Here is a 12,742-nt window from a genome sequence, read left to right as displayed (position 1 = left end):
TCTGACCTGCAGTTCCGTAGCTCGCTACAGCGCTATCCAGGAAACTCGGGCTAGGTCAACGCCTGCAGCCTAGGGGCGAGGTCCGACGTCGCCGCCCGCGTAGCCCTGTGACGCCAGGGGTTCGCCTTCGGTCCGCTGGTGGGAGGAGCGGGCCGCCACGTGTCTCAACCGGCTTGACAAGTTCCGGATTCGGAACGCGAACACATCACCGAAGGGGTGGCATGCCGAGCTGCCGACAGATGCTGCGAGCCGTCGTCGCCGGTAGCTCGCGGTGGCGGGGGACCGTGCTCTGGTGATCAGGATCGCGCCGCCACACCGAGTGTTTCGCGCCTTCCCTCACGAGGTAGGCATCATGGGCGCGCAGATGAGCCTCGAGATCGCGCAGCCGGATCACGCGGTTCCCCTCCTCTTGCCGCGATGGCTACGGAAAGCACCCACCAACGTGTAATGACGGACCTCCGTGTAGCCCACCTCAGTCAGGGGCGCCGGCCGAAACTCCTTCGAAACGGTGAGGAGGCCACGTGACGTCAACCCAGTGAGACCGCGACGCGCGGTATCGGACGAGAGGCCGTACCAGTTGGGCGCTCTGTCGTAGGGAAGTGTGAAACGGTCCTGGAGGGAGAGTGCGACCATGAGCATGGCCTTCTCGGGCAGCCGCAGACGCCTGTACCATCGATCGTCCGTGCTCCAGTACTGGAAGGGGACGGAGAAGTAGCGATCGACATCCTTGCCACCATCGGGGCTTCGATATCGACGGCCGCGACCGTCTTCCTTTAGGAGCGTGACGCGAGTGTGACGGCCTGTCCGTTCACGTTCGACAAGCTTCACCACCTCGAGCCGGCCCCAGACCTTGGATACCGCGCTGACGGCGTGACCGCCTCCGACCCCGAGCGCTCGTGCCCAGACCCGTGCCGGCAGTACGACGTCGTACGGAGGCGCGCTCGCGAGGGTGTGCACGAGAAGGAACAGATCCAGGGCGCGCTCGTCCCCCCGGTGAACAAGGTCGGCGAGGGGCCCAGGACCGGTTCTTGAGTGGCCTCGTCGTTGGACGAAGCTCTCACGTACTGGCACGCGCCTCGAGGTTCGAGCGCTGCGAGCGAGCAACGCGTCAACCGTCTCGTCCTGCGTTGGTTCGGGTGGGATCTCCATGCAGCGAGTGTTGCACAACCGGAGCACGAATCAAGGGAGACACCGCGCCTCCGAGTTGGCGTTCCAGCACATCCTGTCCTAACTCCATCCCAACCCCAAGCTCCCATCTCCATCTCACCACCTCCCACCTCCACTCCGATGGGCACACTGGCGCGGGTCAGGGGTCGCAGCAAGCGGCCACCTGCGACTGCCAGAGGGCTCATCCTTGGCGACCTACTCGGAGGTTCTGCCGTGTCGTCCAGAGAGTTCACGTTCACCGCGGTCTTCCAGACGGTCGAGGGCGAGTGGGTTCAAGCGCGAATCCGGGAGATCCCCGGCGTCATCACGGTCGCGCCGACCAGGGCTGAGGCCGAAGAACTCCTCATCGACGCGTTCCACGAGTACATGCTCGCTGGGGCTGGCGAGGTAGAGGTAGGGAGCACGGGAGAATCTGAGACCGGGCTGAAGGTCGCAGTGGGTCTCTGACGCGCCACTCGGGCATCGAGTGCTCGGACTCGTCCTCCCTACGGTCCAGCTGGAGTCAGTGATCGTGTCGCGGAGCTGGCCTTGGGAGAGGCGCGTCAACCTGTGCATGGGGAACGCTGAGCCCACTTGATCAGCTATCGAATGGGCAGGCCCGTTCCGGACCCACCTCGGCCTGCGTTGTGTCCCTGTCGAGTCGCAGCGTCCCCTGATGGCTCACTCACCGCCAGCGAGGTAGCGGTATGCGGCCTGGGCCGCCGGTTGGAGGTCGGGATCGAGGACGTGCCACTGAGGATCGGGGGCGTCGCGCAGAGCTCTGCGGTCCGCCCTCGTGGTCTCGCCCGCGAGCGTGCGCAGGTCGGAGGCACAGGCGTACAGGACGGCGAGGTCCTCCGGGTGGCGCTCGGGCCGGTGCGTCGGGTCGGACGTGTGGGCGCGGTCGCTGGCAGCCGCACGGGACTTGATGACGAGCGCGCCCAGTAGGTCGGGTACCGGCAACCGGCCCGCTCGCTCACCGAGCACGACGGCCCGAACGACGGTCCGGCTCAGCGCACGGCTCCCGCCGGAGACCGCCACGGTCGTGAGAGGCGGGACGGTGGAGATGTCGGTGCGCTCGCCGAGCCCATCCGGTGCCAGCACGTCGAGCAGCAGACCGTCCTTCGTGAAGCGGAACCCGATGTCCTCAGCTCTGGGGTGATCGGGGTGCATCGTCCAGCCGAGCCGCTCGAGGGTGGCGACCAGGCGCCGGGTGGCCTGCGTCACTCCGCGGACGTCGGCCAGCGCGTCGGCGTCGCGGGTGGTGCGGCGTGCATCGATCCCCGCCGCGTGCGCGTGCAGCATCACCATGAGCGCACCGATGAGCGTCCACCCGTCCGGCTGAGCGTCGGCGAGGTCGAGCACCGTGCCCCACAGGCGCCCCTCGGTGCCCTGGTCAGGTAGCTGTATCCGGCCCTCAGCAGCCATGGGCGTCGTCCTTCCGCCAGGCATCGAGTCGCTGGAGCCAGAGACTCCAGCCTGCACCGATAACGCGAGCCTCGCCGGTCTCGATCAGGTCGAGCGCGACGACGGGCGCTGCGGCCACCCTTGGCTCGTGCTCCGGAACGCGCCCAGCCTCGACCTGCCGCACGACGACGTTGGCGACGCCGACGGACACGTCGAGGTCGGCGACGTAATCGTGAGCGAGCTGGTCGGCCGCGGCTGGAGAGAGGTAGACCTCGAGCAGGTCGCTGTGTCCAGCGAGGTCGGCCCCAACCAGTTCCCCCGCCGAGCGTCCGCCGAGTACACACCTCGGTTCTGCCGCCAGCTCGCCGAGCAGCGACGGATGCACGTACCAGAACGCGAGGTCGGCCCGCTTGCGCAGCCGGCCGACGAGCTCTTGAGGATCGTCGGATCGCAGGTGACGGCGTAGCTGCGACAGGCGCGAAGGTGACACCGATGTTGGCTTCTGGCCGGCGAGAAGCCCCAGCAGCACCCAGGCGGCGACCGGGGAGAACGGTCGTCCGGGGGGCCGGCCGACGGCGCTGGCCTGGCGGAGGTGGTCGGGGTCCACCACGAGGCGTCCGGCGAACTTGGACGCGCGGACCTGACCCTGGGCGATCAACTGCCGAACCGCGGAGGGCGACACACCGAGTTCCTCGGCGGCCTCACGCACCGACAGACCGGGGGGCGGGCCAGACACCGCAGCATCCTTCCTCAACGGTAGATGTCGGGCGGTAGTTTACTCAACCATGCGTCTCGAGCAACGGTTCCGTAAGTCTGCTGCGCGGGCCCCCTCTCGTCCACCGCATCACGTCAGAACCGAGGCATGACCTGGACGCGCGCTGCAGCTCCACCATGATCTCGTCGCGGAGCAGACCGCCGCGGCCGTGGCCTGAACACGAACGACGCCTAAAGTAGTAACATCTCTACATGCGATTCTGAGGAGGGCGACATGGTCACGACGATCAGCAGCCGAGAGTTCAACCAGGACACGAGCGGGGCGAAGAAGGCAGCCGGACGCGGACCCGTGTACATCACGGACCGTGGGCGCCCGGCTCACGTACTGCTCGCCTACGAGGACTACGAGCGGCTGATCGGTGCCGGGCAGGTGCTGGACCGACTCGCCGAGCCTGCAGGGGTCGAGGACATCGAACTCCCCTCGTCGACCTCCCCTGAGGTCGCTCTGCCAGCCGACTTCGCGTGATGTTCCTCCTCGACACCAACGTGGTGTCCGAACTCCGGAAGGTCAGGTCCGGCAAGGCGGATCCCGGCGTCTCCACGTGGGCGTCCCAGACGCCGCCAGGTCAGCTGTTCGTGTCGGTCATCACCACCCACGAGCTCGAGCACGGCGTGCTCCTCGCCGAACACCGCGATCCACGGCAAGGTGCGATCCTGCGCCGCTGGCTCGATGACAGCGTGATGGCCGCGTTCGACCAGCGCGTCCTGAGCGTCGACGCATCGATCGCCCGGCGCGCCGCGGCGATGCACGTACCGGATCCGGCACCGTTCCGCGACTCCCTCATCGGCGCGACCGCCGTCGTCCACAGGATGACGTTGGTCACCCGGAACGTGACGGACTTCGTTCGCTTCGACGATCTCGACGTCCTCAACCCATGGGCCGGCTGACGTCGAGCCAGACGCTCCTCCGGGAGGATGGGGTTGCCGGACCGCTGCGGACCGCCGGCGTCCGAGGTGGGGCACTCGATGGCTAGTCGAGTGGTGGCATCTCGAGGGGGTTCTCCCACCGCACCCCCGGGAAGCGTGCGAAATCCGTGTCCGCGCTCACCACGGTCAAGCCATGCTCGATGGCGAGGGCTGCGATCTGAGCGTCCGGGATGAGGTTGCCGGTCACACCGGTCGTTCGCAGCAGATCGCCGAGCACCGCGGCGGTTCGCTCGCTCACCGGCGGGATCCACGCGGGAGCGCATGCGAGCCACTGCTCGACGTACGACCACGCCTCGACCGCGGTCAGCGGCTCGCGCGTGACACGAGGGTGCGTCGTGATACGGACGAACGCACCGAGCGTCTGCCACGGGAACCCCACACGACGCGAACCGTTCAAGACCGCCTCGAGCCACCTCGCTGCTCGCGCGTGGTGAGGGCTGGTCGCATCGACGGCGTACAGCAACAGGTTCGCGTCGATGAGCATCACTCGTCCTCGAGGAGGTCGAGCACCTCGGCGACGTTGGTGACATCAACGCGTAGACCGATCGGCCTCGCTTCGTGCACGTAGGCCTGCGTCCGCTTCGGCCGGCTCAGTCCCTCCCGGATCAGTCGGTTCACTGCCTCGCTCAGTCCTAGACCTTCGTGACGACGCAGCCGCTCGACCTCGGCGGCCACGTCGTCATCGAGCTTCAGTGTCGTTCGCATGTGCCGATGTTAGCATCTTGATGCTTGGTAAGAGATGTTTCGATGTCGTCGCGAGATCTCCAGGCTGTGGACCTCCTCGTCGCTATCCACAGCCTCACGCGACCTCTCTGACGCACATCTGCCAGGACCGGTCACGCTCCAGGTCCCCGGATCCGGAGAACGCCCGTGCCCACTCGCCTTCCTGATGAAGCGACCGACGCTGCCGACACCCCGCCCGCACCGGACGAACGACCCCCGGCGCTCATCGACGATCCAGCCGTCGTCGCCGCGATCAACGCCCACGACGAGGCGCAAGTGGCACTGGTGGAGGCGAAGCATCAGCTCACCCGTGCCCGCGAGTCGGTGCGCATCGCCTTGTTCAACGCTGGCAAGCGCTACCGCGACCGTGACCTGCCCCTCCCGCGCGACGACGTGCACCGCCTCTACTGGGACCACCGCGAACTGCGCCTCACGGATCTGTCGAACGCGTTCGGCATCAGCACCGCTGAGCTCGCTCGGCTCGCCGGACCGACCGAGAGCTACGGCCGCTGCGACGACTGCCAGCTGGTGGTCCCGATGCTGCTCGACACCCGCGCACCCAAGCCGAGCTACGGCCCGCCGGTGCGGTGCGCGCCGTGCCAGGACCGCCACGAGGCGAACGCCGAGCGCGAACGGCAGCGCCAGCACGAGCTCGACCTCGCTCGAGTCGCCGCTGGCGACCTCGACCACGACCCCGGCGTCGTCCGGCTCCACGGTCGATCGCCGTACGACGGACCCGGCTGGTGATGCCGGCCGGCGCCGCCGGTCCGAGGTCGAACCGCTCCACCAGGACGGGGCCAGTAGCTGCACCTGCTACAGTATGCTCATGTTAAAGGATCGACGGCTCCAGGTCCTGCTGGAGAACGAGCAGTACCGCGCGATCGAGTCGCTCGCGGCGGAACGTCGCGTGTCCGTGGCGACCGTGGTCCGTGAAGCGCTGGCCCACTACCTCACCTCCGGACCCGACCAGCGGCGGCGCGCTGCAGCCCGGATCCTCGCCGCCGAAGCGATGACGGTCAGCGATCCTGACGAGGTCCGCAGCGAGCTCGAGGACCTGCGCGGTCGGCGCGGGTGATCCTCCTCGACACGACCGTCCTGATCTACGCCGTCGGTGGCGACCACCCGCTGCGCGGACCCGCGGCCGCCCTGGTCGACGCGGTCGGCAGCGGCGAGCTCCGAGGCACGACGACCGTCGAGGTCATCCAGGAGTTCACCCGCGTTCGAGCTCGGCGGCGCGGACGTGAGGACGCGGCCTCCCTGGCGAGCGAGCTGGTGACGCTCCTCTCCCCGTTGACGACCGTCACGTCGTCGGACCTCGTCGCTGGCCTCAGACGGTTCCGGGGTGCGGAGTCGCTCGGCTGCTTCGGCGCGGTCCTCGCCGCTGCCGCTCACCGCACCGGCGCGGTGCTGGTCACCGCCGACCGCGTCCTGCTCGCCGAACTCGACGACGCCGTGGCGCTGGACGACGCGCCCCGGATCCTGCTCGGCCGCTGATCCGTGCACCGGGACCACCGTCCACAGGTGGAACCGACCCGGATGCCCGCGGACTCGCACCCTGCGCCACGCTGCCGATCCCCCGAGCGAGCGAGGTACTGTGCTGCAGATCGATCCGGAACCGACCGACCTGACCCGGCGGCAGCGCCAGGTCCTCGCCGCGCTCCGCCGGCTCCACGAACACTCCGGTGTCCCGCCAACCCTCCGGGAGATCGGCGCCGAGGTGGGCCTGTCCTCCGCGAGCAGCGTGATCGCCCACGTCCGCGTGCTCGAGGAGCGAGGGCTCGCCGAGCGGGTGCCCGGATGCCCACGCACCTTGCGAGCCACGCCCCGGCGCAGCGAGACAGCCGCACGCTGAGATCGGTTGCGTATCGGTTGCGGTACGAGGTGGTTGCGGTACGGTTGCCCCCCGGAGGTGACCGTGGCCGTTGACGCTGGACCCGATCCCCGCGCTGCCGCGGCGCGGCTGCTCGCCGAGCACGATGAGGACTGGGTGGCGCAACTGACCGCCGAGCTCGATCGGCGCTTGAGCCGGCGTCGGCTGGAACGGGTCATGCGCGTCTGGCAGCTGTCGCGCACGGAGCTCGGCGCGCTCTTCGGCGTGTCCCGGCAGGCCGTGTCCAAGTGGATCGCCGACGACGTACCGGCCGACCGGGCCCCCTACGTGGCGGACGTGGAGGCCATCACCGACCTGCTGGAGCGGTACCTCAAGCGGGGCCGGATCGCGGCCGTGGTCCGCCGCCGCTCCCCCGGGCTCGGCGACGCGAGCCTGATCGAGCTGGTGTCGTCCGGTCGCAGCACCGAGGCGCTCCGGCTCACGCGACGGATGTTCGCCTTCACCGACGCGCACGCGTGATCGACGACGCGCTGCCCGACCGGCACGAGTGGTCCCGCATCTACGACGCCAGCTGGGACGACCCGCTCGACCCGAGCTTCGCGCGACTCCTCGGTGGCCGGTGGAACCCGCCCGGCTCCTGGCCGACGCTCTACCTCGACGAGGACGTGGTCACCGCGCGCCTGAACCTCACGCGGTTCATCGCCGACTGGCCGTACGAACCGGAGGATCTCGCCGACGACACCGGCCCGCACCTGGCCATCGCCACCCTGCCTCGTAGCCAGCGCGTCGCGGATCTCCACAGCGCCAAGGGGGTCGCGGCCGTCGGACTGCCCGCCTCCTACCCGCTCGACCGCACGGGCGAGCTGGTGGGCCCCGGTGTCTGCCAGGCGATCGGCGAGCAGGTCCACACCGCCGGGTTGCGTGGCGTGCGGTGCCGATCCGCGCAGGCCCCGCTCGGCGCGGGCCGCGAGGTGGCCTGGTTCCCGGCGACGTCACGCAGTCGCGCCCACCTCGTCACGCGGCGACCCTTCACCGACTGGTTCTGGGGGTGAGCCCGAGCGGGGCCCCGACGGACCTGGACCCGCTCGTCACCCGGCCTACCCTGCCCCGTGTGAGCTTCCGCCCGATGCACCCGGCAGGCGCACCGAACGGTGCCCAGCGCCTCGTGGTCGCCCTCGACCGCGACGGTCCGAGCTGCGTGTGGTGCTCACGCCCCTTCCCCGACCTCGTGCGGCCCACCCGCGAGCACGTGATCCCACGCGTGAAGGGCGGCCCGAGCATCCCGGAGAACGAGGTCGCCGCCTGCGCCCGGTGCAACCGCGAGCGTGGCCACGCGTCACCGGTCCAGTGGCTCGACGAGGTCCGTGCCCGCGGCCGCGAACCTCGCCCCGAGATCATCGAGGCCTCGCTCCGGCGGCTGGCGACCTACACCGAGGTCCGGGGTGGCCTGCGTCGGATCCGCGGCTACCTCCGCACCGAGCTCCGCAAGCTCGACCGAGCCCAGCGGGGACCGGCTGAGGGAGCGGCGTCCACAGGCTCGCCGGAGCCGGATCCCCTCTGACGACTCGGGTCGTGCAACCTCAGCCCGCCCCTACAACGTCAGAGACCGTGGCGCCCTACACCGGGCCCCTACTCCGCAGCTTCCTACATTGCTCATCACCGGTCTGGCCGCAGGCGTCCCGGTCAAGGTCGTCAGCGATCGGCTCGGCCACACCAAGGTCGCCATGACCCTGGACGTGTACGCCCACGTGCTTCCCGCCATGGACCGAGACGCTGCCGACCGCTTCGGGTAGCTCCTGGCTGAGCCGTCCGGATCCGGACGCGCACCGCGAGCGGAGACCTGATGCCCCACCCCAGCGACCGGGTCTCGGTACGATGTGTCCACGTCCGATTCGGAGGTGGACACATGGAGGTCGGCGTCCGGGAGCTCAAACAGCGCCTCTCCGAGTACCTCGACCGCGCGGCGCGAGGCGAGCGCATCACCGTCACCGAGCGAGGCCGCCCGAAGGCTCTGCTCGTCCCACTCGCGGGCGGCGACCACATCCAACGTGGCATCGACGAGGGCTGGATAACCCCACCCACTGAGGAAGGCGGTCTCCCAGCGGCCCCTCGCCGCGCACGAGCGACCGTGACCGTGGCCGAGATGATCGCCGAGGATCGTGGCACGTGACGCTCTACGTGGATACCAGCGCGCTGCTCAAACGCTACGTGGACGAGGCCGACAGCGATCGCTTCGTCGAGGTGCTCGCGACCGACATGGTCTGGTTGACCTGCCGGCTCACCTGGATCGAGACCTGGCGGAACCTCGGCCGCCGGCTCGATCGAGCCTCGGCTCGTGCAGCGCGGGAGGCCTTCAGCGCTGACTGGTCCCACTTCACCATCGTCGAGATCGACGACGCGCTCTGTCAGGACGCCGGCCAAGTGGCCGATACGACCGGGGCCCGCAGCCTCGATGCGCTCCACCTCGCTGCGCTCCGTCGGGCGGGTCCGACCGGGGTCACCCTGCTGACCGCCGACCTACGGCAAGCGCAGGCGGCCCGAACGCTGGGTCTCGACGTCGTCGGTGCGTGACCCCGCGTGGCGTGCCATCGGCGGTGTGCGCTCGGGCCCAGCGCCAGCCGTAGAACATCTGCTACGGTCAGCCGATGGCTGAGATACCGCAACGAGAGCTGCGCAACAACATCAGCGCCGTCCTCCGCGCCGCCGAGGCAGGGACCACGTACACGGTCACCGTCGACGGACGCCCCGTGGCCGCACTCGGTCCACACCGTCCCCGGCAGTGGGTCGGACGCGCCGATGTGGCGAGCCTGCTCGCGACACCGACGGACGAGGCGGTGCTCGAGGACGTGGTTGCGCACGATCTGGACACCGGGCTCGACCGCGACCCGTGGGCGGAGGCTTGAGAGGGTTGCTCGACACATCCGTCGTCATCGCCCACGAGGTCGCTGAGCTCCCCGAGGAGGCGGCCATCTCGGCGGCAACGCTGGCCGAGCTGCACTTCGGGGTCCTGCTCGCAGCGGACCACGACTCGCGGCGCCTGCGCCTGCGTCGGCTCACCGAGATCGAGACGCGGTTCGACCCGCTGCCGATCGACGCCTCGGTGGCTCGCTCGTACGGGATGCTCGCGCACGTCACGATCGTCGCCGGCCGCCAGCCGCGGCGACGGGCGCTCGATCTGCTCATCGCCGCCACCGCGCACGCGCACGACGTGCCTCTCTACACGCGTGATCGCGGCGATCTCGCGGCGCTCGACGTCCACGTGGACATCCGCCTCGTGTGACGCGTCGGTGGTGACCCGTCCCGACGTCAGCCGATATCGCGGCGTCGGAAACCCACCGAGCCCAGTGCAGCCAACGCGGCCGCCACCGCGACCAGCGCGAGGACCGGCGCCGCCGTGAGCGGTTCGGCGGGGACCTGCGGCGCGTGGGTGAACGGCGACAGGTTCAACGCCCACTGATCGAGCTGCAGGGCGGGGCCGAGCTGGCCGAGCAGGAGGAAGGCGACCAGCGCTCCCCACGCGAGGCCGACCAGCCGCGGCAGCCACCCGAACAGCGCCACGGTGAGCCCGGCGACGACTAGCACGGCCGGCACCTGGGCGAGCGCTGCCCCCGCCAGCCGGAGCGCCTGGCCGGGGTCACCGATCCGCAGGCCGTGCGCCAAGCCCTCCCCGGCCCCCGCGACCGCCAGCAACCAGGCGCTACCGACCACGGCGATGAGGACGTACCCACCGAACCACGCGAGCCGCGTGACCTCGGTCGCCAGGATCGGCTCCGCCCGGAGGCTCGTCTCCTCGGTCCGGGCACGTAGCAGCGCGGTCACGGTGTAGACCGACACGATCAGCGCCAGGATGCCCATCGTCGTCGCGATGAACGCGTCCACGAGCACCTCCGCGCCACCGAGCCGTTCGAGCATCTCGGCCGCGCCCGGCACGTCGTCGATGAGGTCGCTGACGCTCTCGGCCACGAACCCGTAGACCAGACCGGTGACGAACATCCCGAACGTCCACCCCAGCAACGTGCCGCGCTGCAACCGCCACGCCAGCGCGAGCGGACTGGCCAGCCACGGCGCTGCCTGCGGCTCACCGAGCCGCGCCGGCAGGAGGCCCGACCCGGTGTCACGCCGCTCGACCAGCAGGTAGGCGGCTGCCGTGCCGACGACCACCAGGGCCGCCATCACCCCGACCACCCACCACCGCTCACCGGCGAAGGGCTGCACCTCGGTGGTCCAGCCGACCGGGGACAGCCACCGCAACCACGTGGGCCCGGCCAAGCCCGCTCCGTCCGCCACGGCCCGGATCAGGAACGACACGCCGAGCACGACGCCAGCGAGACCGTTGGCGCCGCGTGCGGTCGAGGTCAGCTGCGCGGTCACCGCCGCGATGGCGGCGAACATCGCACCCGCCCCGGCGTAGACCGCGCCGAGCGCGACCGCGCCGGCGACCGCCTCGCCCTGGACGACGAGGGCGACGCTCACGCACCCGCCGATGAGGGAGCTGGAGCCGAGGGCGACGATCAGCGCCGCGGTCAACGGCGCCCGGTGACCGACGACCGTCGAGCCGACGAGATCGAGGCGACCGGCCTCCTCCTCGGCGCGGGTGTGGCGGGTGACGGTCTGCAGCGCCATGAGCGGCACCAGCACCATCTGGAAGAAGCTCATGCGCCACGTCGCCAGCCCGCCGACCGACAGCGGGTCCTGCAGCGGTCCGAGCAGCGCACCGAAGGCCGGGTTGGCCGCCACCGATCCGCCGAGCTGCCGCCTCGATGCCTCGTCGGGGTACAGCTCACCGATCGCGCCGGCGAACACCACCACGACCCCGACGATGGCGAGCACCCAGACCAGCAGCCGGACGCGGTCGAGGCGCAGCCCGAGCCGCACCAACGTCCAGGTGCCGGTCAGCGACCTCACCGCCGGCCCGTCGGGCCGTTGTCGTCGCCCCGTGCTCGGGGCGCGGTGGCATCGCCCTGCCCTCGGGGCGTGGTGTCGTAGTGGCGCAGGAACAGCTCCTCGAGCGTCGGTGGTCGGCTGACCAGCCGCCGGATCCCCGCGGCGGCCAGGCGACGCATCACCTCACCCACCGCCTCGGCGTCGACCTCGCACTCGACGAGGTGGTCGGTCACGACCAGGTCGTGCACCCCCGGTAGCGCGGCGAGGTCACCCGGCACGACGTCGAGCTCGGCGCTGATCGCGGTCCGGGTCAGGTGGCGGAGGTCGTCGATCGTGCCCTCCTCCACGATCCGGCCGTCGCGGATGATGCTGACCCGATCGCACAGCGCCTCGACCTCGCTGAGGATGTGGCTCGAGAGCAGGACCGTCCGGCCGCGGCGGCGGTCGTCCTGGATCACCGCCCGGAACTCGGCCTCCATCAGCGGGTCCAGCCCCGCTGTGGGTTCGTCGAGGAGCAGCAGCTCGACGTTCGAGGCCAGGGCGCTGATCAACGCGACCTTCTGCCGGTTGCCCTTCGAGTACGCCCGCCCCTTCTTGGTCGGGTCGAGCTGGAACCGGTCGATGAGCTCGTCGCGGCGGGCCTGGTCCACACCGCCCCGGAGCCGGCCGAGCAGATCGATGACCTCGCCACCTGACAGCTGCGGCCACAGCTCGACGTCCCCAGGGACGTAGGCCAGCCGCCCATGCAGCTCGGTGACGTCGCGCCACGGGTCGCCGCCGAGGATCGTGGCGCGGCCCCCATCGGCACGCAGGAGGCCGAGGAGGATCCGCAGAGCCGTGGTCTTGCCGGCACCGTTCGGGCCGAGGAAACCGTGGACCTCACCGGTCGCGACGGTGAGGTCGAGACCGTCGAGCGCCACCGTCGCGCCGAACGACTTGCGGAGCCCGACGATCTCGACGGCAGCTCGGTCCACGCTGGTCCCCTCTCACACCCATCCGGGACCCTACGCCCGTCACACGACGCCATCCCGAGAGAGTGCGAGATTTCCG

Annotated in this window: 22 protein-coding genes; 15 read left to right on the top strand and 7 right to left on the bottom strand. The window is 70.2% G+C overall.

Features of this window, described 5'->3' with window-relative positions; translation table 11 throughout:
* Window positions 1-205 precede the first annotated feature (205 nt).
* The gene (locus tag WEB03_RS13565; RefSeq protein ID WP_368071453.1) at window positions 206-394 is read right to left on the bottom strand and encodes a type II toxin-antitoxin system HicA family toxin; all 189 of its coding nucleotides are present in this window, start codon (window positions 392-394) and stop codon (window positions 206-208) included.
* A gap of 986 nt (window positions 395-1,380) precedes the next feature.
* On the opposite strand from WEB03_RS13565, the gene WEB03_RS13560 reads away from it, so the two are divergent.
* Window positions 1,381-1,614: a hypothetical protein gene (locus WEB03_RS13560; RefSeq protein ID WP_368071452.1), complete on the top strand. Its 234-nt coding sequence runs from the start codon at window positions 1,381-1,383 to the stop codon at window positions 1,612-1,614.
* A 213-nt stretch (window positions 1,615-1,827) separates the two neighbouring features.
* Here the strand turns inward: WEB03_RS13560 and WEB03_RS13555 are convergent, their stop codons facing one another.
* On the bottom strand, window positions 1,828-2,574 hold the full coding sequence (locus tag WEB03_RS13555; RefSeq protein ID WP_368071451.1) for a hypothetical protein: 747 nt from the start codon (window positions 2,572-2,574) through the stop codon (window positions 1,828-1,830).
* A complete protein-coding gene (locus WEB03_RS13550; RefSeq protein WP_368071450.1) occupies window positions 2,564-3,289 on the bottom strand; it encodes a helix-turn-helix domain-containing protein in 726 nt (241 codons plus the stop codon). The genes WEB03_RS13555 and WEB03_RS13550 overlap by 11 nt, the downstream gene beginning before the upstream one ends.
* 252 nt (window positions 3,290-3,541) lie before the next feature.
* On the opposite strand from WEB03_RS13550, the gene WEB03_RS13545 reads away from it, so the two are divergent.
* Together WEB03_RS13545 and WEB03_RS13540 are read left to right on the top strand one after the other, a co-directional pair.
* Window positions 3,542-3,793, top strand: a complete 252-nt coding sequence (locus tag WEB03_RS13545; protein WP_368071449.1) for a type II toxin-antitoxin system Phd/YefM family antitoxin — start codon at window positions 3,542-3,544, stop codon at window positions 3,791-3,793.
* Window positions 3,793-4,215, top strand: a complete 423-nt coding sequence (locus tag WEB03_RS13540; protein WP_368071454.1) for a type II toxin-antitoxin system VapC family toxin — start codon at window positions 3,793-3,795, stop codon at window positions 4,213-4,215. Before WEB03_RS13545 ends, WEB03_RS13540 begins: the two co-directional genes overlap by 1 nt.
* Window positions 4,216-4,297: 82 nt before the next feature.
* Here the strand turns inward: WEB03_RS13540 and WEB03_RS13535 are convergent, their stop codons facing one another.
* Both WEB03_RS13535 and WEB03_RS13530 read right to left on the bottom strand, forming a co-directional pair.
* Window positions 4,298-4,738, bottom strand: a complete 441-nt coding sequence (locus tag WEB03_RS13535; RefSeq protein ID WP_368071448.1) for a type II toxin-antitoxin system VapC family toxin — start codon at window positions 4,736-4,738, stop codon at window positions 4,298-4,300.
* Window positions 4,738-4,959 (bottom strand): CopG family transcriptional regulator, encoded by a 222-nt coding sequence (locus WEB03_RS13530; RefSeq protein ID WP_368071447.1) that lies wholly within the window; start codon window positions 4,957-4,959, stop codon window positions 4,738-4,740. The genes WEB03_RS13535 and WEB03_RS13530 overlap by 1 nt, the downstream gene beginning before the upstream one ends.
* Before the next feature lie 165 nt (window positions 4,960-5,124).
* On the opposite strand from WEB03_RS13530, the gene WEB03_RS13525 reads away from it, so the two are divergent.
* The 12 genes from WEB03_RS13525 (at window position 5,125) to WEB03_RS13470 (ending at window position 10,088) form a co-directional block, all read left to right on the top strand.
* Window positions 5,125-5,724: a hypothetical protein gene (locus WEB03_RS13525; protein WP_368071446.1), complete on the top strand. Its 600-nt coding sequence runs from the start codon at window positions 5,125-5,127 to the stop codon at window positions 5,722-5,724.
* 79 nt (window positions 5,725-5,803) lie between these two features.
* On the top strand, window positions 5,804-6,052 hold the full coding sequence (locus WEB03_RS13520; RefSeq protein ID WP_368071445.1) for a ribbon-helix-helix protein, CopG family: 249 nt from the start codon (window positions 5,804-5,806) through the stop codon (window positions 6,050-6,052).
* Window positions 6,049-6,471, top strand: coding sequence for a type II toxin-antitoxin system VapC family toxin (locus tag WEB03_RS13515; RefSeq protein WP_368071444.1), 423 nt, complete (start codon window positions 6,049-6,051; stop codon window positions 6,469-6,471). Before WEB03_RS13520 ends, WEB03_RS13515 begins: the two co-directional genes overlap by 4 nt.
* Before the next feature lie 100 nt (window positions 6,472-6,571).
* Complete coding sequence (locus WEB03_RS13510; RefSeq protein WP_368071443.1) at window positions 6,572-6,829, top strand: hypothetical protein; 258 nt, start codon at window positions 6,572-6,574, stop codon at window positions 6,827-6,829.
* A 63-nt stretch (window positions 6,830-6,892) separates the two neighbouring features.
* Window positions 6,893-7,327 (top strand): hypothetical protein, encoded by a 435-nt coding sequence (locus tag WEB03_RS13505; protein ID WP_368071442.1) that lies wholly within the window; start codon window positions 6,893-6,895, stop codon window positions 7,325-7,327.
* Window positions 7,324-7,860, top strand: a complete 537-nt coding sequence (locus WEB03_RS13500; protein WP_368071441.1) for an RES family NAD+ phosphorylase — start codon at window positions 7,324-7,326, stop codon at window positions 7,858-7,860. The genes WEB03_RS13505 and WEB03_RS13500 overlap by 4 nt, the downstream gene beginning before the upstream one ends.
* Window positions 7,861-7,919: 59 nt before the next feature.
* Complete coding sequence (locus WEB03_RS13495; protein ID WP_368071440.1) at window positions 7,920-8,369, top strand: HNH endonuclease; 450 nt, start codon at window positions 7,920-7,922, stop codon at window positions 8,367-8,369.
* Window positions 8,370-8,457: 88 nt separating this feature from the next.
* Entirely contained in the window at window positions 8,458-8,601 is a 144-nt protein-coding gene (locus WEB03_RS13490) for a hypothetical protein (protein WP_368071439.1), read from the top strand.
* A 113-nt stretch (window positions 8,602-8,714) separates the two neighbouring features.
* On the top strand, window positions 8,715-8,978 hold the full coding sequence (locus WEB03_RS13485) for a type II toxin-antitoxin system Phd/YefM family antitoxin (protein ID WP_368071438.1): 264 nt from the start codon (window positions 8,715-8,717) through the stop codon (window positions 8,976-8,978).
* Window positions 8,975-9,379, top strand: coding sequence for a type II toxin-antitoxin system VapC family toxin (locus WEB03_RS13480; RefSeq protein WP_368071437.1), 405 nt, complete (start codon window positions 8,975-8,977; stop codon window positions 9,377-9,379). The genes WEB03_RS13485 and WEB03_RS13480 overlap by 4 nt, the downstream gene beginning before the upstream one ends.
* Window positions 9,380-9,453: 74 nt before the next feature.
* Window positions 9,454-9,711 (top strand): type II toxin-antitoxin system Phd/YefM family antitoxin, encoded by a 258-nt coding sequence (locus tag WEB03_RS13475; protein WP_368071436.1) that lies wholly within the window; start codon window positions 9,454-9,456, stop codon window positions 9,709-9,711.
* Window positions 9,708-10,088: a PIN domain-containing protein gene (locus WEB03_RS13470; protein ID WP_368071435.1), complete on the top strand. Its 381-nt coding sequence runs from the start codon at window positions 9,708-9,710 to the stop codon at window positions 10,086-10,088. Before WEB03_RS13475 ends, WEB03_RS13470 begins: the two co-directional genes overlap by 4 nt.
* A gap of 26 nt (window positions 10,089-10,114) precedes the next feature.
* Here the strand turns inward: WEB03_RS13470 and WEB03_RS13465 are convergent, their stop codons facing one another.
* Together WEB03_RS13465 and WEB03_RS13460 are read right to left on the bottom strand one after the other, a co-directional pair.
* Entirely contained in the window at window positions 10,115-11,713 is a 1,599-nt protein-coding gene (locus WEB03_RS13465) for an ABC transporter permease (protein ID WP_368071434.1), read from the bottom strand.
* Entirely contained in the window at window positions 11,710-12,666 is a 957-nt protein-coding gene (locus WEB03_RS13460; RefSeq protein WP_368071433.1) for an ATP-binding cassette domain-containing protein, read from the bottom strand. The genes WEB03_RS13465 and WEB03_RS13460 overlap by 4 nt, the downstream gene beginning before the upstream one ends.
* Window positions 12,667-12,742: the final 76 nt, after the last annotated feature.

Source organism: Nitriliruptor sp. (assembly GCF_040882075.1).
Taxonomy (GTDB): Bacteria; Actinomycetota; Nitriliruptoria; order Nitriliruptorales; family Nitriliruptoraceae; genus Nitriliruptor.
This window is presented reverse-complemented; position numbering and strand designations above follow the sequence as displayed.

What these genes read in the sequence shown, in the direction of transcription:
- WEB03_RS13485 (WP_368071438.1), top strand. Translation starts at nt 8,715, where the DNA reads ATGGAGGTCGGCGTCCGGGAGCTCAAACAGCGCCTCTCCGAGTACCTC.
- WEB03_RS13530 (WP_368071447.1), bottom strand. Translation starts at nt 4,959, where the DNA reads ATGCGAACGACACTGAAGCTCGATGACGACGTGGCCGCCGAGGTCGAG.
- WEB03_RS13555 (WP_368071451.1), bottom strand. Translation starts at nt 2,574, where the DNA reads ATGGCTGCTGAGGGCCGGATACAGCTACCTGACCAGGGCACCGAGGGG.
- WEB03_RS13475 (WP_368071436.1), top strand. Translation starts at nt 9,454, where the DNA reads ATGGCTGAGATACCGCAACGAGAGCTGCGCAACAACATCAGCGCCGTC.
- WEB03_RS13520 (WP_368071445.1), top strand. Translation starts at nt 5,804, where the DNA reads ATGTTAAAGGATCGACGGCTCCAGGTCCTGCTGGAGAACGAGCAGTAC.
- WEB03_RS13545 (WP_368071449.1), top strand. Translation starts at nt 3,542, where the DNA reads ATGGTCACGACGATCAGCAGCCGAGAGTTCAACCAGGACACGAGCGGG.
- WEB03_RS13535 (WP_368071448.1), bottom strand. Translation starts at nt 4,738, where the DNA reads ATGCTCATCGACGCGAACCTGTTGCTGTACGCCGTCGATGCGACCAGC.
- WEB03_RS13540 (WP_368071454.1), top strand. Translation starts at nt 3,793, where the DNA reads ATGTTCCTCCTCGACACCAACGTGGTGTCCGAACTCCGGAAGGTCAGG.